Raw genomic sequence first — 17239 nt, forward strand, 5'->3', positions numbered from 1 at the left:
AAACAGTTTCCCCGGCAGCACCGGGCCGTTACAATGGCCGGCACATGGACAAGTTATATCCGAGCGCTGCGGCGGCTCTTAACGGAGTCGTGGCAGATGGGCAAACCGTAGCCGTGGGCGGCTTTGGGCTGTGCGGCATTCCCGAGGCGCTGATTCTGGCGCTGCATGACAGCGGCGTGCGTGACCTCACGGCGGTCAGCAACAACGCGGGCGTGGACGGCTGGGGCCTGGGCCTGCTGCTGGAAACCCGCCAGATTCGCAAGATGGTGAGCAGCTACGTGGGCGAGAACAAGGAATTCGAGCGGCAGTACCTCGCGGGCGAGCTGGAACTGGAATTCACCCCACAGGGCACGCTGGCTGAGCGGATGCGGGCGGGCGGCGCAGGCATTGCGGGCTTCTACACCCGCACGGGCGTGGGCACCGTGGTGGCCGAGGGCAAGGAGCATCAGGAGTTCGACGGCGAAACCTACATTCTGGAGCGCGGTATCCGGGCCGATGTGGGCCTGGTCAAAGCCTGGAAGGCGGACCGCGCCGGCAATCTGGTGTACCGCAAGACGGCGCAGAACTTTAACCCGCTCGCCGCCGCCTGTGGCCGCGTGACGGTGGCCGAAGTGGAGGAAATCGTGGAAGTCGGCATGCTGGACCCCGACGAGATTGACACCCCCGGCATCTATGTGCAGCGGCTGGTGCTGAACCCGAATCCCGAAAAACGCATCGAGCAAAGGACGGTGAGGAGCTCATGACCCAAGCGACAAAAGGCTGGACCCGTGAAGAGATGGCGCAGCGCGCCGCGCAGGAACTGCAAGACGGCTTCTACGTGAACCTGGGCATCGGCCTACCCACGCTGGTCGCCAACCATATCCCCGAGGGCATGGACGTGTGGCTGCAGTCGGAAAACGGGCTGCTGGGCATCGGCCCTTTTCCCGCCGAGGACGAGGTAGACCCCGACCTGATTAATGCAGGCAAGCAGACGGTCACGGCCTTGCCGGGGGCCAGCTTCTTTCATTCTGCCGAGTCGTTTGCCATGATTCGCGGCGGGCATGTGAACCTCGCCATTCTGGGGGCCATGCAGGTGTCTGAAACCGGTGACCTCGCCAACTGGATGATTCCCGGCAAGATGGTCAAGGGCATGGGCGGCGCGATGGACCTGGTGGCGGGCGTGCAGCGCGTGGTGGTGCTGATGGAGCACGTCGCCAAGGGGGACGCCCACAAGATTCTGAAGGAATGCACCCTCCCGCTGACCGGCAAGGGCGTGGTGGACCGCATCATCACCGACCTGGGCGTGCTGGACGTCACCCCAGATGGGCTGCGGCTGGCAGAACTGGCCCCCGGCGTGACCCTGGAAGAACTGCGGGGGAAGACGGGCGCGGAGGTACTGGAGTAAGCGCGCAGCGGGTGAAGGCGCAAGCGGGCCAGAGTGGAGCCATGTGCCGTCTGTGGCCTTTTCTGGCTCTCCTCGCTGGCTACCTTGCGATGTGGTTTCTCTGGGGCGCACCGTGGCCCCTTCTGGTGATCACCGCTCTCGCTGGAATGTGGGCCTGGGCCGCCGCCAGTGGGCAGCAGACGGCACTGGGCCGCTCGGTCGGCGCGGTCCTGCTGATCGGACTGACGCTGTGGCTGGTCTGGGCTGCCTGGGCTTATGGCGGCATGGCCCTCAGCCCCAATAATCCGCTGCCCTTTGGCTTCCCGTTTGTGGTGCTCGCCGCACTGCCTGCGTTGCTGCTGCTGAGCCTCGTCTGGCGGGACTGGCGCACGGTGGCCGCACACCTGCGGCACGCGCCTGCGGCCTCCTGGCTGTGGCTGGCGGGCTGTCTGGCCCTGGCCCTCTGGCCGCCCGTGCAGGTGGACTGCCGGGGCATGGCCTACACCGACACCTACTTAAAATCCTCCGGCGAAATGCAGGGCTTTGCTGGACAAAATGTCTGGAGCAAACACCCAGAGCAGGTGCCAGGACGTGCTGAGCTGCCCGCCGACTTCCGAATCGGAGACGTGGATGCCGCTGTGACGCACTGCACGCGCCCATTCAGCTTCCAGGCCAGCCGGCCGCTGATTGTGATGTTTCTGGCCGAGCAGGGACAGCCGGGTAGAGGCCGCACGTACAGCGCCGTGTTTAGCGCCGGCGACCACCGCAAGCTGACTCCCTGGACACGCACGGCGGGCTACCTGACTCAGCCGCAGGGCACCTCGTACACGCCACGGCTGTGGCCAGAGCCGGAGCTGGACAGTGTCTGGCCGGTGCTCCCCGAACTCCCACCCGAGCTGGCCGCGAACTTTACGGGGCGCTAGCCTGGGCGGGTGACTTTGCCCTGCCCGCCCCTGAACCCTTACGTGCCACCGGCGCTGGGACACCTGCCGGAGTGGGGCGCTGCCCCGCTGGCGCTGCTGGACGCCGGAGCCGGCGCGGCCCGCGCCGCCGGGCTGGACCTGTTCACCTTGCAGCTGGGCCGGCCCGCCGTGGTGGGGTTCTCGCCGGAGTGGAACCGCGCCGTCCTGACTGGCCCGGCAACTTTCCGCAGCCGGGGCAGTTTCTCCAGCCTGGTGCCGTACCTCAATGGCGGCGTCATCGTGACCGACGCACCGGAGCACGCAGACCGGCGCAGCAAGCTGAATCCCGGTTTCTCGCGGGCGGCGCTGGCCGGCATGACGGACGCCCTACGCCGCCGCCTCTCCCCCTTTCCGGCAGGCCCGACCGATGCCCTCGCCTGGGCCGACACCACCGTGCGCCAGTTGCTGAATACGGCCTACTTCGCCGGTGAATTTGATGACGCGCTGCTGGCCCGCTTCCTGGCCCCGCTGCGCCGACCCTTTCCCGCGCCGCTGCTGCCGCGTCCCGCCACCCTGGCCGCCGTGCGCCGCGAGCTGCTGCGCCTGGGCCGCGCCCGCGCCACGCGCTCCCGCCCCGACCTGCTGACTGCACTCGTTCAGCAGCCCGGCTGGATGGAAGACACCCGTGTCAGTCTCGCAGCGGCGCACGACACGACCACCCACGCCCTGGCCTACGCGGTGTGGGCGCTGGCGCAGCGCCCGGACCTGCAGACCCCCGAGCAGCACCCGGCGGTCATCAAAGAAGTGCTGCGGCTGTATCCTCCCGGCTGGATGGGCAGCCGCCGCCTGGGCTGCGACCTGAACTGGCACGGACACACCCTCCCCGCCGGCACGCTGGCCCTGTATTCCACTTATCTCACCCACCGCGACCCGGCGCTGTGGGAAGACCCGGACACCTTCCGCCCGCAGCGCTGGGCACAGAAACCCCCGGCCTGGGCCTATCTGCCGTTCGGCGGTGGAGAGCGCACCTGCCTGGGCATGCACCTGGCGAACCTGCTGCTCGGCGAAACGCTGGCGGCCCTGCCGCCGCTACGCGCCCTGGCCGGCAACGCCGCGCCCCTGCCTGGGCTCACGCTGGGCCCGGAGGGGCCACTGTGGGTAGAGAGGGCCTAAGGGCAGGGCCACTGTCCCACACAATCTCAGCCCAGGGAGGCGCAGATTTGCTCATGTTCTTCTCAACCTTCGCCTAGACTGACAGCCATGCAAAAACCTGTCTTTGTCCTCGGCACGCTGGTGCTTGGCCTGAGCCTGTCCGCCTGTGGTGGCGGCACCCCAGCTCCCCAACCGCAGCCCGCACCACAGCCCAAGCCGGCCATCACCCTTTACCAGGGCGTGTGGGGCTACGCGTATGACGAGGGAGCCAACGGCACCATTGAACAGAGTGGAGCTGCGCTGTTCGTGGACGAGGTCCAGGGAGGCTACGGCCGCGTTGCCGTAGGCGCATACAGCAACGAAGCCCAGACCCGTCAGGGTGGAGCCCTGCTGGGACCTATCAGTGGTACGGGACGGCTGGAAGTGGCCTTTACGCAGGACACCAGTAGCAATGTCAGGCCCTACCTGGTCGGCCAGGACAGCGACAACCAGCTGGGGAGCTATCAGGGCCACCCTATCTTTGCGGGCTTGGCGGGCATAACCGACGCCGCAGGCAACGTGCTGAGCACCGGCGCATTTGTCCTGGTGCAGGTCTCCACCGAGAAACCCGCCACGGCGCAGGCCCAGGCCGCCTTGCAGCAGCAGGCCAACCACCTGGCTGCCCAGCGCCTGAGCAGTGGGCTCGCAGCGCAGACCCTGCAAACCCACCCTGATTTCAGCACCCTGCAGCTGAACGCTGCTGAACTGCTGCGCCGCTGACTTACACATCCCCACGGCCCGCCGGAGAGCTTCAGCCTCCCCAGCGGGCCTTTTTGCTACACTCGCTTCACACATGAAATCAGAGACTTCGGGCGCAGGGGCCGCGCAGCCCCCGACCGCGTCGTGGCCGCAGGCTTTGCAGGACTGGCAAAGCAGCGCCGCAACGGTGCGGGCGGGGGGCGGCCCGAAAGCGCAGCAGCGACAACACGACAAGGGCCGCCTGACGGCCCGTGAGCGCATCAGCCTGTTGCTGGACGGGGGCAGCGAGTTCGACGAGCTGATGACCTTCGCCGGCTACGGCATGTATGAGGACGTAGGCGGCTGCCCCAGCGGCGGCACGGTCACCGGCATCGGCCACATCGGCGGGCGGCCCTGGATGATTATTGCCAACGACGCCACCGTCAAGGCGGGGGCCTTCTTTCCTATCACAGCCAAAAAGGTGATTCGGGCGCAGACCATCGCCCTAGAAAATCACCTGCCCACCGTCTATCTGGTGGACTCGGCGGGCGTCTACCTGCCGATGCAGGACGAGATTTTCCCCGACCAGGATGACTTCGGGCGGGTGTTTTATCTGAATGCCCGGATGTCGGCCCAGGGCATTCCCCAGATTGCCGCGATTATGGGCAACTGCGTGGCGGGCGGCGCATACCTGCCGGTGATGTGCGACACGCTGATCATGACCGAAGGCTCCGGGCTGTATCTGGCCGGGCCAGCGCTGGTCAAGGCTGCCATCGGGCAGGTGGTGGACAGCGAGGAACTTGGCGGTGCCGACATGCACGCCAGTATCGCCGGCACGGTGGACTACAAGGAGCCGGACGATGAAAGCGCCCTGCGGCGGATTCGCTCGCTGGCCGGACTGTATGCCCAGGGCGACCCTGCTCCGTTTGCCCGGCGGCGCACGCCCGCCGCAGAGGTTCAGGAGCCGCCTGCACGCGATCTCACCGAGCTGGTGGGCTTTGACGGCGCCAAGACCTACGACGTGCGCGACCTGATTACGTCCATTGTGGATGGGGGCGAGTTCCACGAGTTCAAGCCCGAATACGGCGAAACCATCGTCTGCGGCTTTGCGCGGGTGGGCGGGTTTCCGGCGGCGTTCGTGGCCAACCAGCGCACCGTCATCAAGAAGAAGATGAAGGCCGGCGGCGTGCCAGGCCTGACCACCCGCATTGAGGTGGGCGGCGTGATTTACGGCGACTCGGCCGACAAAGCGGCCCGCTTCATTCTGGACGCCAACCAGGCCGGCGTGCCGCTCGTCTTCCTGAGCGACGTGACCGGCTTCATGGTGGGCCGCGATTCCGAGCAAGAAGGCATCATCCGCCGGGGAGCCAAGCTGGTGAATGCGGTGAGCAACAGTGTGGTGCCCAAAATCACCATCATCACCGGCGGCAGTTTTGGGGCCGGCAACTATGCCATGAACGGCAAAGCGTATGGCCCCCGTTTCATCTTCGCGTGGCCCAGTGCCAAATACGCTGTGATGAGCGGCAACGCGGCCGCCAAGACGCTGCTGGACATCCAGCTGGCGGCGCTCAGGCGCAGCGGCCACGCCCCGGACGACGAGGAGCTGCAACGCCTGTACGACGAGGTCAAGGCCAAGTACGACACCGAACTGGACCCCCGTTATGCCGCCGCCCGGCTGTGGGTGGACGAAATCATCGCACCGAACGACACCCGCGCTCGCCTGATTCGGTCCCTGGAAGCCTGCGCGCAAAATCCCAAGCAAGAGGAGCTGCGTGTGGGGGTGTTTCAGGTATGACGCCTGCGCTGAAGCGGGGCTGCCCGGAGGTTGGGCAGGCCAAAGGCCCCGGCGGCTTTGCGCCCCGGCGGCCCCGGCGCCGAAACTCGGGTGCCCCGCCCTCGCCCCAGCGCCCTGCATCCCTTTCCTAGCTTTTTCCCCTACTGGAGGTAAATCCCATGACCAGCACCGCAGAACGTTCCGCCCGTCCCGACACCGCCCCCGACGCCCTGGGACAGAATCCCAATGTCCAGCCGTTCAACGAAGACCAGCGCACCATCATCTCGGCCCTGCGCTCCTTCCTGAAAAACAAGGTAGAGCCCGGCGCCGCCGAGCGCGACCAGACCGGCGAATTCCCAATGGACCTGGTCCGTGAACTGGGCGAAATGGGCATCATGGGGGCCCAGACCCCCGAGAAGTACGGCGGCGCAGAGCTGGACACCGCCACCTTCGCGCAGATTATCGAGGAAATCGCCGTGGTGGACGGCTCGCTGTGCCTAACAGTGGCCTCGCACAACTCGCTGTGCCAGGGCCACATCCTGATTGGCGGCACCGAGGAGCAAAAGCAGAAGTTCCTGCCCGACCTGGCGAGTGCCAGGAAGCTGGGCGCCTGGGGCCTGACCGAGCCCGGCAGCGGGTCGGATAGCGCTGGCCTGCAGACCAATGCCAAGGAGCAACCGGACGGCAGCTGGATTCTGAACGGTTCCAAGAACTTCATTACCCAGGGCAGCGTGGGCGGCACCTATGTGATTCTGGCCCGCACCGACCCGCCCCGCGAGGGCAAGGGCAAGAACGACGGCATCAGCGCCTTTGTCTTTAACCGCGACGAGGTGCAGGGCTTCAGCATCGGCCGCAAGGAAGACAAGCTGGGTCTGCGTTCCAGCGACACGGCGCAGCTGATTTTCGAGGACATTCACCTGCCCGCAGAAGCCCTGCTGGGCGAGCGCGGCAACGCCTTTAAGGATGTGATGCGCGTGCTGGACGGTGGCCGCGTGGGTATCGGGGCGATGGGCCTGGGCCTGGGCCGCGCCGCCTTCGAATACGCTGCCCGCTACACCCTGGAGCGCGAGCAGTTCGGCAAGCCGCTGGCCTACAACCAGAACATCGCCTTCCGCCTGGCCGAGATGGACACCAAGCTGGAAGCGGCCCGGCTCCTCATCCGCAAGGCCGCCGACCTCAAGGACGCCGGGCAGCCCTTTACCATTCCGGTGGCCCGCGCCAAGTACTACGCCACCGTGGTGGGCGTGGAAGCCTGCGACGAAGCGATTCAGATGCTGGGCGGCTACGGCTACATCAAGGAATATCCCGTCGAGCGCTTCTGGCGCGACAACCGCCTGACCCGTATCGGGGAAGGCACCGACGAAGTGCAGCGCTTGGTGATCAGCCGCGACGTGCTCAAGCGCTTCGAGGACTAAGCGAAAACATACAGGGCAGCGGGAAGGAGGGTGCCATTCTCCTTCCCGCTGCCCTGTGCCTGCGGTTTTCAGGAAGCCGGGCCTACTCGAACTGTGCCTACTTAAATTGGGCCTACCCCCTACTGCGCCTACTCAGTCCAGCTGCTCCCGGACGATGCTGGGCTTGCCCGCCACCCTGACCCAGAAGGTTCCGCTGCGTGAAGAAGGAATGCCGCTCCGCACCGTGTATCCCCGCCCAGCCCGCACCTTTAACGCACCGGTGGACTGGTCATACGCGAACCCGGCCGGCGAGACATTGTCCAGACCCAGCACGCGCAGGGGCAGCTTGTTCAGCACCAGACCGTCGCTGATTCTGACCCTGAGCACGGTGCTTTCGCTCTGGTCCCCTTTTGCCAGGTTGGCGAGGATATAGACCTCATCCTGCCGGCCCAGCGCCGCGCCGAGCAGGACGGACGTCTTACCGTACTGGTCGGCATCGAACAGCACGCGGCCGTTCAGATTGGTGTTCTGGCGGTAATATAGCCGGTTGCCACGCACTGCTACGCCCCGGGCCGGAGCAACTGTCGTATAAATCTGCTGGCCGGATTTGGTCTGGAAAATGTGCAGGCCAGCTGTCCCTGCCAGCCCGTTTCCAGCGCACAGGAGACCGGACAAGGCAGCGAGGGCCAGGGCCAGGGTACGGACCGGACGGCGGAGCAGTATAGGCATACCGCCACCCTGACAGCTCCCAGCTGACGGCAGATGAGGCCGGGCAGTGCCGTCCCGAAGGGACGCTTTCAGTGGCTGCGACCCTTCGCCCCAGCGTCCACATGACACAGCTGACATTCCCCTGACATACTGGGCCGGTCAGGAGTGTAAACCATGCTGTCCAAATTCATGCCCCAAAACCCCAAATTCGCCGCCAAGTTTGCCGAGAGTGCAGGCAACGCCCACGCCACCGCTCAGGCCCTGGTGGACCTGCTGGAGAACTACACCGACGTGGACCGCAAAGTTCAGCGCGTGCTGGACCTGGAACACGAGGGCGACCGGATTGCCGGCGAACTGACCAACCTGCTGGCCGAGTCGTTTATCGTGCCGTTCGACCGCGAGGACATCCTGGCCCTGAACCACGAGCTGGACGACCTGGTGGACGACATGGAAGAAGCCGCCCGCAAGCTGAGCCTGTATGCCATCGAGCGCCCGCTGCCGCAGATGGCGCAGCTGGCCCGCGTGCTGGAAGGGCAGTGTGCGCTGCTGGCCCAGGGCCTGGGGATGATCGAAGACCCCCGGCAGGTGGCGCAGCTGCGTGACCTGGCCGTGCAGATTCGCCGCCTGGAAGGCGAAGCCGACGCCATCGGGGACGAGGTGGCGCGCGGCCTGTATACCGGCGTGACCGAAGTGCCGCAGATGATTCTGGCGATGCGCTCGGGTGAGATCGTGGAACTGCTGGAAAACGCCACCGACCAGGCGCAGCGGGTCGCCAAAACGGTCGAACACATTCTGCTGAAAAACGCGTAAGGGAGCGGCGGAGAACTTTATGGAACCGGCTCTTCTCGGCCTGATCGCCATTGTCACGCTGGCGCTGATTTTCGATTTTATCAACGGCTTTCACGACACCGCCAACGCCATCGCCACCTCGGTCGCCACCCGCGTACTGACCCCGCAGCAGGCCATCGCCATGGCCGCCGTGCTGAACGTGGTCGGCGCGCTGACCGGCACCGCCGTCGCCAAGACCATCAGCTCGGACATCGTGCCGCAGGAGTACGCCACGCTGGAACTGGTCGGCGCCGCCCTGGTGAGCGCCATCATCTGGAACCTGTTCACCTGGTGGAAGGGCCTGCCCAGCAGCTCCAGCCATGCGCTGATTTTCAGCCTGGTGGGGGCCGGGGTCGCGGCCGGCGGCTGGGACATCATTATTCCCAAGGGCGTCATCAAGACTCTGCAGGGCCTGTTTTACAGCCCCATCCTGGGCTTCGTCACGCCTATTATCCTGATGGCGCTCGTGTCCTGGCTGTTTCTGCGCTGGATGAAACCGGCCGCCGTGACACGCAATTTCCGGGTGCTGCAAATTCTGAGCGCGGCGTTCATGGCCTACTCGCACGGCCGCAATGACGCCCAGAAGACGATGGGCATCATCACCTTCGCGCTGAGCGCCTATTTCGGCACGCAGTACGACCACGTGCCGCTGTGGGTGATTCTCTCGGCTGCCACGGCCATGGGTCTGGGCACCGCCATGGGCGGCTGGCGCATCATCAAGACGATGGGGTTCAAGGTGGTGGACCTCAAGCCGGTCGATGGCTTCGTGGCCGAAACGAGCGCCGCGCTGATTATCGACGGCGCCTCTACCCTGGGTATCCCGGTCAGCACCACCCACACCATTTCCAGCTCCATCATGGGGGTGGGCACCACCAAGGGCTTTAAGAAAGTGAAGTGGCAGGTGGCCGGCAAAATCGTGCAGGCCTGGATTTTCACCATTCCGACCTGCCTGGCGCTGGGCTGGGCCATGTACCGACTCGTCGGGCTGCTGAGCTGAGCTTCTGCTCCCATGCGGCGGGCGGGCCTCCCAGCTGGGAAAGCCCACCCGCTTTTCGCCGCCTGCCTCCCCGGCGTCAGCGGTGCTGGTCCGGCTCCGCTGCGGCTGGCCCGGTTTCCGGCCTGGACAGCGCGGCCGCAGGCGAGCTGGAAATCACCTGCACGGCGGGAGCCGCGCTGATCGCCTGCGGGGCGGGCTGGCTCTGCTGTGCTAGCGGGCTCTGCTGGGCGGGTTGGCGCTCCTGGGCATCGCCGCCGGCCGTCAGCATCTGCTCCACCTCCTGCATCGAGAGTTTCTTTTCCGCGCTGCCGGGCTGAGATTTCTGGGCCTCGGCTTCGGCCTTGGCGGCCTTTTCGCGCTGCTCTTTCAGGATGTCCTCGCGCTCCTGTTCCCTGGCCAGTTCTTCGCCCACGTCGCCGCGAATCAGCGCCTGGGCCACCTCGTCGGTCAGTTCGGGGCGGGGGTTGCCGGCCAGATAGAAGTGCTCGTACACCGCCTTGATCACAATCAGGAACGGCACGGTGAGAAAAGCCCCCACGATGCCGAACACGCTACCGAACAGCAGCACGCCCACCGTGACCGACAGCGGATGCATCCGGCCGGCGCCGCCCAGCAGGAAGGGGGCCAACACCGCACCCTCCAGCTGCTGGAACACCAGCGCAAAAATGGCGACGTACAGCGCCTTTTGCGGGTCTTCGGCGGCGGTGAACAGCACCGGCAGGCCACTGGAGACAATCGGGCCGATGTTGGGAATCAGTTCGCCCAGCGCCGAGAGCACGCCGAACACCAGCCAGTTCTTGACGCCCAGGAAATACAGCCCCGCCGCCATGATGGCTCCGGTCGCCAGCATGATGGTCAGGGTGGCGCGGCCCCAGGCGCCCATCTGCACCAGAATCTGTGCCAGGGCGCGGGCCGCTTTGGTGCGGTGCTGCGGCGGAAAGGCCCCCAGCACGCCGCCAATCAGCGGCGCGGGGCTACTCAGCGCCAAAATCACCATCACCAGCGTAATCAGGCCGGTAAAGACCAGGCCCACGGCCTTGACCGCCCAGTCCAGCAGCGACCCGGCAGAGGCGCTCAGCCACTCGGTCAGCTGCGCCTGGAACTGCTCGACCCGCTCCGGCTGCACCAGGGGCGACAGCTGCGGGTAGCGCTGCGCGAGTTTTTCCAGCTGCGCCTGCGCCTCGCCCACGGTTCCCGGCAGGTTCACCGAGCCCAGCTGCTCCACGATGGGCGGCATGGCGAGCGCCCCCAGTCCGATAAAGCCGCCCAGCAGCAGCAGGACCGAGAACAGCGCCGCAAAGCCGCGCGGCATCCAGCGCTCGAAAAACAGCACCACCGGATTGAGGGCCGAGGCCAGCAGCACGGCCAGCGTCACGGCCATCAGCGACGCGCTGACCTGACTGAAGAAATACAGCGCCAGGATGACACCCAGCACGGCCAGAGCCGACGGCAGCAGGTTGACCACCCGGATGTTGGAAGGATTCATGAGGCTCATCTTGCCAGAAGAATGGGACAAAGGGGTATTCCTTACACTTGTCCGCAGGGCAGAAGCACGGAAAACCAGCGGGCAGACGCTGCCCGCCCCAGTTGAGCCCGCTCCCGGCCCCAGCAGGGCGCCGCCCGTGCCCACCTCTCCCCCACCGAAGGCGCGTAACATAGGCGCTGTGACTGACCGCAGGCCGCAAGACTCCTTTTCCTCCAATCCGCCCTGGCTGATTTACGGCCTGGGCCGCAGCGGGCGCGGGGTGGCCCGCTTCCTGCACGCTCAGGGCCTGCAGGCCGAGTGGCTGGACGCCCGCCCCGGACAGGAGGACCACGCGCTGATGCAGCAGCTGGGCTGGGCGCCCGGCCGCCTGGACCGCTCTTACCGCACGGTGGTGGCGGCCCCCGGCGTGCCGATTGACCACCCCGACCTGCTGGCTCTGGCGGCTGCCGGCGCAGAGATTACCGGGGAAGTGGCGCTGGCGGCCCGAATGCGCCCCAGCGTGACCCTGGTGGGCGTGACAGGCACCGCCGGCAAAGGCGGCACCACCACCCTGACCGCGCAGCTGCTGCGGGCCGCCGGAGTAAAGGCGCAGGAAGGCGGCAACATCGACCCTCCGCTGCTGGACGTGATTGACCACTGCGAGGTGGCGGTGGTGGAGCTGAGCAGCTTTCAGCTGGAGCGCGTGGCCAACACCCGCTTTCCGGTGGCCGTCATCACCAATCTGGGCGTGGACCACCTGGACCGCCACGGCAACGTAGAGAGCTATCACGCGGCCAAACTCCATATTGCCGACGGGCAGCAGCCGGGCGACCTGCTGCTGCTGCCGCCGGCAGCGACCCTGGGCGGCGAGCACCTGCGCCCACTGCTGGCCCGCCCGCAGGTCCGGCACTTCGACCCGGCCCGTATCGCGCTGGCAGACGGCACCCCGGTGCTGGACCCGGCCGAGCTGCCTAGCGGTATTCATCCTGCCAACGCCGCCGCCGCCGTGCTGGCCGCCGAGGCGACCTTGCAGCGCCTGGGCCGCACTGTCCCCGACCTGGCAGGCACGCTGGCCCAGGCGCTGCGGCAGGCCCGGCCCATTGCCGGGCGCTTCGAGGAAGTGGGACGCTGGCGCGGCGTGCGCTTTATTGAGGATTCCATCGCCACCCGCACCATCGCCGTGCAGTCTGCCCTGGAGCAGGCCCGCCCGCCGGTGGTGTGGATTGTCGGCGGGCGCGACAAAGGCGCCGAGCTGGCCCCGCTGCGTGAGGCGGCGCAGGGCCGCGTACAGCACGTGGTCGCTTACGGCGAGGATGGCCCCCGCTTCGCACAGGCGCTAGGGCTGCCCTACAGCACCGTCAGCGCTGCGGAAGGCGCGGCCGCCATGTCCGAGGCGGTCGCGCAGGCCATGACCCACCTGCAGGCCAGCGAGGGGCAGGCCGGTGAGGGGCAGGCCACCGAGGGCACGGTGCTGCTGGCTCCTATCGGTACGTCCTTTGACCTGTTCGCCAACTACCAGGAGCGCGGCGCGGCTTTCCGGGCAGCGGTACAGGAGTGGCTGAACGCGCAACTCGGCGGGCCCGAGGCGCAGCCATGAACCTGCCGCTGCTGGTGGCCCAGATTCTGCTGCTGGTGCTGGGGCTGGTCGGCGTAGCTGCCGCCGAACCTACCAAGGCGCTGGACCACGGCCTCAAGGCGCTGCTGTGCCTGGGGGTGACCTTCGGGGTTGCCCGGGTGCGGCCCCAGGTGTTCCTGAAAGGCGGCGTGTGGCTGTGGCTGGGCTCGCTGGTCCTGCTGGTGCTGGTGCTGTTCGTCGGGGTGGGCACCGAGGAGAGCACCGGCACCCGCCGCTGGCTGGACTTCGGGCCGGTGCGTTTTCAGCCGTCGGAGCTCGCCAAGCTGGGGCTGGTGCTGCAGCTGGCCTCGTTCTTCGCCCGCCGGGGCGTATACAAGAAGCTGCTTAGCGCCACCGCCATGATTCTGGTCACCACCCTACTGATTTTGCTGGAACCGGACTTGGGCACCAGCGTGCTCACCTTCGCACTGGGCATCGTGGTGATGTACTCGGCGGGCGTCCGCATCACCAATATTGCGGCGCTGCTGCTCACGCTGGGGCTGCTGAGCCTGCCGTTTATCAGCGTGTATCTGGAACGCCATCCCTACATTCAGGAGCGCCTCTTCGGGCACACCGAGCGCGAGCAGGTGCTGGAACAGGGCCTGGACCAGATTGGCAAAGCCCACCGCGACCTCAGCAACGGCGGCCTGTGGGGCCTGGGGCCGGATGCGCCGCGCTTCGACTTGTTTGCCGCCCACACCGACCTGGTGATTTCGTCCATAGGCTTCAGCCTGGGCTTTATCGGGGTGCTCACCCTACTGTTCGCCTACTGGCTGATTGTGCATTCCTCGCTGAAGATTGCTCAGCAAGCCGCCCGCGTACGGCCACTGACCCCCTCGGTGCACGGTGCCGCAGTGTTGGCCGTGGGCTGTATGTTCCTGATTGTGGGCCAGGCCATGATTAACCTGGCCGTGGCGGTGGGCTTCTTCCCGGTAACGGGAATTCCGCTGCCGCTGGTCAGCTACGGGTTCTCATCCATGCTGGTGATGGGCGCGGCGCTAGGCATCATCCACTCGGCGCAGCGCGAGGTGAACCGGGGACAGGCACGGATGCTGCAGCAGCAGGCCGCCGCACGCCAAAGCGGGCCAGCCATGGCGGCGCCAGCGGCCCAACAGCTGGAAGAAGCGGAGCAGCCGGAAGAACCGCAAGAGTCCTGGGAGGAAGAGGAATGGGAAGACCGGGAAGGGGAAGAGGCCACCATTTCCCTGACGCCGCGCCGGCCCATCTCCTCGTGAACGGTCTTGTGTAAGGAAGCAGGCCGCCTACATACAGGCGGCCTGCTTCCTTATTGTTCATGCGGCTGTCTGCGTGGCAGCAGGCTCAGCCCTTGTCTTCCAGCGGCGGCAGCTTCTGGGCCAGTTCTACGATGCGGGGGTCCAGGCGCTTGCCGGCCTGACCCTTGAGGCGGCTGGCATCGCCCACATGCACCAGGGCATTGGCAACCGCAATGATGCGGGCGTAGAGCGGAATGTCCTCGCCCATCAGTTTGTCGGGTTCGCCGCTGCCGTCGAAGTGCTCGTGGTGGTGCCGGATGGCTTTTTGGGCGTCGGCCAAGTGGGGCACGCCGTGCAGGAAATTGGCGGCGATGCTGGCGTGGCCCGTCTCGCCGCCAATTTTGCCCACGTCGTGCAGAACGGCGCCGTACCACAGCTGCTCCAGTTCGCGCTCGTTCAGGCCCAGTTGCCGGCCCAGCTGCCCGCTCACCTCGGCCACCTGCTGAGCGTGGCCCAGGCTATCGAAATCTTGAGATTCCACCGCCTCAACCAGAGCGATGGTCAGTTGCCGGGCTCCCTGACGCCATTCCTCGCGGGTGTCGAACACCGACAGCAGCGGGGTCACAGCGCTCCCCCAGCGGTTGAGGGCTTCTTGCCGCTGCGCCGGCACCCCACCACTCTCGAACTGGTCGAGAATCAGAGCGCCCACGTTGCGGCCCTTGTCCACCATCGGCACCACCACGGTGGCCTTGACATCGTTCATGCCGGCGGCGTCCAGCTGGCGCACCACTTCGGGGGTGTTCATGGAGTACAGCTCGCGGGGGCCGTCGGCCAGCAGGCGGGGACGCATCTGTGCCCACGGCCCCGACAGGCTGAGGCCCACCAGGCTTTTGGGGTAGCCGTGCACAGCGGTGAGCACGTCCTGCCCCCGGCGCAGCACCGCGTACCCTTTGACACTGCCGCCCAGCAGCTGAGCCGCGTGGGCCAGGGCCCCTTCCAGCACCCCTTCCACGTTGGGCTTGCCCAGCAGGTCGGCCAGCACGCGGGTAGGGTCGCCCAGCGCGGCAGCTGGGCTACGCTCTTCAGGCCGGGAGGCGGCGGCCTCATCCTTTTTCGGTCGGTTGAATCGAAACACGATGGCTTTAGTATAGGGGCCAATGAACGGCGCCCACCCCCACTGTATGAATACCGGCTTTAGCCTATGACTGACCCCCTTATCCCCCAGACCACACCCGCTACGCGCATGGTCACGGCCGCCGTGCAGGATGCCTATGCCGAGTACGGCGCCGAGGCCAGCCGCTGGCTGGACGGCTTCACGCGTCAGGGCGGACAAGTGTTCTGCGGCGCAGGCTGCTTCGGCTGCTGCAACATGCCGATTCGGCTTAGCCTGGCCGAGGCGCTGGTGGTGCGGGACGCCCTGAACGCCGAGAAGCTGGCAGCGGTAGAGCAGCACGCCCGGAAGGTCATCGCCAACGCCCGCACCGCGCCCGACGAGGACGTGTATGTGCGCCGGCACCGGCTGGAAGTGGGCTACTGCCCGCTGCTGGACCGTGAGACGGGGCAGTGCAGCGAGTACGCGGCCCGGCCCACCCGCTGCCGCGATACCTTCAGCGCCTTTCCGGCCCGCTACTGCACGGAAGGCTACTGGGAGTCGCTCAGCCCCCGCGAGAAGCGCGAGTACGCCCGCGAGGTAGCCCGCACACCCGGCACCGACGGCGAACTGCACTACATCGCCCCGCTGGAACACCTCTCCGAGCCGGTATGGGACGCGGCGTCAGAGGCGATGGACCGCGCCTTCGGGCTGCAAGTATGGGGCGACTTCTGGGTGCTGGTGACCCTGAGTGCCCGCCCTGAATTCATGGCGGCCGTAGAAGCAGGCGACGGCCGCGCCGCGCTGAAAGCAGCGAAGGCAGCGGGCCTGAGCCACCCCATGATTCTGGAAATCGAGTAGAGGTTCCAGCGGGCCGCGCCGCCCTGGGATACACTCGGCCCCGCGATGAACGCCGACGCTGCTGCCGAAACCCTCTGTGCCCTGGCCCTGGAACTGGGAGCGGACGCAGTGGGCTGGGCCGACGCCGAAGTGCCGGCCGCAGCGGTGGACGAATATGCGGGCTGGCTGGTCGAGGGCCGGCATGCACGAATGGACTACTTGGAGCGGCAACTGCCCCGCCGCGCCGACCTGGGAACGTCGCTGCCGGGGGCGGGACGGGTGCTGGTGCTGGGCATTTCGCATGCCTATGACCCGCCGGCCCCGCCCCCCGGCGGCATCCGGTTGGGCCGCGTGGCCCGCTACGCCTGGACCCCCGACTACCACGACCAGCTTCAGCCGGTGCTGGACCGCCTGGGCAGGGAAGCGGCGACGCTGGGCGTGCGGGCCAAAGGGTACGTGGACCACGGCCCGGTGATGGAGCGGCTGCTGGGAGCCCGGTCTTTTCTAGGCTGGCGCAGCAAGAGCGGCATGCTGGTGAGCACCGAGCTGGGGGCCTTTTTCACGCTGGCGGTGCTGCTGACCGACCTGCCGCCTGCCGGGCCGAGCACCGCCCACCCCGACCGCTGTGGCCGCTGCTTTCGCTGTGGGCAGAGCTGCCCCACCGGCGCGATTGGCCCCGACCGCAAGATTGACGCCCGCCGCTGCCTGAGCTACCTGACCATCGAGCACCGGGGGCCGCTGCCCTGGGAGCACCGCGCCGCCCTGGGCGAATGGCTGTTCGGGTGCGACATCTGCTGCGGGGTCTGCCCCTGGAGTGTGAAAGCCGGCACGCTGGCACGGCTGTTTCAGCCGCGGCGGGAGTTGGCGCACCCGGACCTGAGCCGCTTTTTTGGGGTGTCGGAGCGGCAGTTCACCCGTGAATGGGCTGGCAGTGCTCTGCTGCGCCCGCGCCGTAAGGGCATGGCCCGCAACGCCCTGAACGTGCTGGGCAACCTGCGTGACCCGCAGGGCTGGCCGCTGCTGCTGGCCGGCGCCGAGGACCCTGCCTGGGAAGTGCGCGAGGCGGCCGCCTGGGCGCTGGCGCAGTGGAATGAGTGGGCCGAGGTGGAGCGGCTCCGCAGTGACCCCGAGCCACAGGTGCGGGCCAGTGCAGAGCGGCTGCTCAGCGAAAGAGCGTAGC

The 17239-nt window shown here is 67.0% G+C and carries 16 protein-coding genes; 13 read left to right on the forward strand and 3 right to left on the reverse strand.

The genetic code is table 11. The annotated features are described in order from the left end of the window. The first annotated feature begins 44 nt into the window (after positions 1 to 44). The 7 genes from DEIPR_RS06165 to DEIPR_RS06195 all read left to right on the forward strand — a co-directional run bounded on the left by DEIPR_RS06165 (position 45) and on the right by DEIPR_RS06195 (position 7323). Positions 45 to 743, forward strand: a complete 699-nt coding sequence (locus DEIPR_RS06165) for a CoA transferase subunit A (protein WP_013614977.1) — start codon at positions 45 to 47, stop codon at positions 741 to 743. After that, positions 740 to 1384 carry a CoA transferase subunit B gene (locus tag DEIPR_RS06170; protein ID WP_013614978.1) on the forward strand — a complete coding sequence of 215 codons (645 nt, stop codon included), beginning with the start codon at positions 740 to 742 and terminating at the stop codon, positions 1382 to 1384. The genes DEIPR_RS06165 and DEIPR_RS06170 overlap by 4 nt, the downstream gene beginning before the upstream one ends. Before the next feature lie 125 nt (positions 1385 to 1509). Then, positions 1510 to 2286, forward strand: a complete 777-nt coding sequence (locus DEIPR_RS06175) for a hypothetical protein (protein ID WP_148231791.1) — start codon at positions 1510 to 1512, stop codon at positions 2284 to 2286. A gap of 9 nt (positions 2287 to 2295) precedes the next feature. Then, entirely contained in the window at positions 2296 to 3438 is a 1143-nt protein-coding gene (locus DEIPR_RS06180) for a cytochrome P450 (protein ID WP_013614980.1), read from the forward strand. An 87-nt stretch (positions 3439 to 3525) separates the two neighbouring features. Next, positions 3526 to 4176 carry a hypothetical protein gene (locus tag DEIPR_RS06185; protein ID WP_013614981.1) on the forward strand — a complete coding sequence of 217 codons (651 nt, stop codon included), beginning with the start codon at positions 3526 to 3528 and terminating at the stop codon, positions 4174 to 4176. A 73-nt stretch (positions 4177 to 4249) separates the two neighbouring features. Beyond that, positions 4250 to 5929 carry an acyl-CoA carboxylase subunit beta gene (locus DEIPR_RS06190; protein WP_013614982.1) on the forward strand — a complete coding sequence of 560 codons (1680 nt, stop codon included), beginning with the start codon at positions 4250 to 4252 and terminating at the stop codon, positions 5927 to 5929. A gap of 158 nt (positions 5930 to 6087) precedes the next feature. Then, positions 6088 to 7323 carry an acyl-CoA dehydrogenase family protein gene (locus DEIPR_RS06195; RefSeq protein ID WP_013614983.1) on the forward strand — a complete coding sequence of 412 codons (1236 nt, stop codon included), beginning with the start codon at positions 6088 to 6090 and terminating at the stop codon, positions 7321 to 7323. Between the two features lie 132 nt (positions 7324 to 7455). Here DEIPR_RS06195 and DEIPR_RS06200 read toward each other — a convergent pair whose 3' ends face one another. After that, positions 7456 to 8031 (reverse strand): hypothetical protein, encoded by a 576-nt coding sequence (locus DEIPR_RS06200; RefSeq protein ID WP_013614984.1) that lies wholly within the window; start codon positions 8029 to 8031, stop codon positions 7456 to 7458. Between the two features lie 153 nt (positions 8032 to 8184). On the opposite strand from DEIPR_RS06200, the gene DEIPR_RS06205 reads away from it, so the two are divergent. Next, on the forward strand, positions 8185 to 8820 hold the full coding sequence (locus DEIPR_RS06205; protein WP_013614985.1) for a DUF47 domain-containing protein: 636 nt from the start codon (positions 8185 to 8187) through the stop codon (positions 8818 to 8820). A 19-nt stretch (positions 8821 to 8839) separates the two neighbouring features. After that, complete coding sequence (locus tag DEIPR_RS06210; protein ID WP_013614986.1) at positions 8840 to 9835, forward strand: inorganic phosphate transporter; 996 nt, start codon at positions 8840 to 8842, stop codon at positions 9833 to 9835. A gap of 76 nt (positions 9836 to 9911) precedes the next feature. On the opposite strand, the gene DEIPR_RS06215 is transcribed toward DEIPR_RS06210, so the two are convergent. Further along, a complete protein-coding gene (locus tag DEIPR_RS06215; RefSeq protein WP_013614987.1) occupies positions 9912 to 11321 on the reverse strand; it encodes an AI-2E family transporter in 1410 nt (469 codons plus the stop codon). Positions 11322 to 11499: 178 nt separating this feature from the next. Here DEIPR_RS06215 and murD point away from each other — a divergent pair, with 178 nt between their 5' ends. Together murD and DEIPR_RS06225 are read left to right on the forward strand one after the other, a co-directional pair. After that, positions 11500 to 12897, forward strand: coding sequence for a UDP-N-acetylmuramoyl-L-alanine--D-glutamate ligase (gene murD, locus DEIPR_RS06220; RefSeq protein ID WP_013614988.1), 1398 nt, complete (start codon positions 11500 to 11502; stop codon positions 12895 to 12897). Next, positions 12894 to 14150 (forward strand): FtsW/RodA/SpoVE family cell cycle protein, encoded by a 1257-nt coding sequence (locus tag DEIPR_RS06225; RefSeq protein WP_013614989.1) that lies wholly within the window; start codon positions 12894 to 12896, stop codon positions 14148 to 14150. The genes murD and DEIPR_RS06225 overlap by 4 nt, the downstream gene beginning before the upstream one ends. Before the next feature lie 85 nt (positions 14151 to 14235). Here DEIPR_RS06225 and DEIPR_RS06230 read toward each other — a convergent pair whose 3' ends face one another. After that, positions 14236 to 15171, reverse strand: a complete 936-nt coding sequence (locus DEIPR_RS06230; protein ID WP_013614990.1) for an HD domain-containing phosphohydrolase — start codon at positions 15169 to 15171, stop codon at positions 14236 to 14238. Positions 15172 to 15330: 159 nt separating this feature from the next. Here DEIPR_RS06230 and DEIPR_RS06235 point away from each other — a divergent pair, with 159 nt between their 5' ends. Both DEIPR_RS06235 and queG read left to right on the forward strand, forming a co-directional pair. Then, complete coding sequence (locus DEIPR_RS06235; RefSeq protein ID WP_013614991.1) at positions 15331 to 16080, forward strand: YkgJ family cysteine cluster protein; 750 nt, start codon at positions 15331 to 15333, stop codon at positions 16078 to 16080. A 45-nt stretch (positions 16081 to 16125) separates the two neighbouring features. Further along, complete coding sequence (gene queG / locus DEIPR_RS06240) at positions 16126 to 17238, forward strand: tRNA epoxyqueuosine(34) reductase QueG (RefSeq protein ID WP_013614992.1); 1113 nt, start codon at positions 16126 to 16128, stop codon at positions 17236 to 17238. The last annotated feature ends 1 nt before the right edge of the window (position 17239 follow it).

Origin of the sequence: Deinococcus proteolyticus MRP (genome assembly GCF_000190555.1) — a bacterium.
Lineage (GTDB): Bacteria > Deinococcota > Deinococci > Deinococcales > Deinococcaceae > Deinococcus > Deinococcus proteolyticus.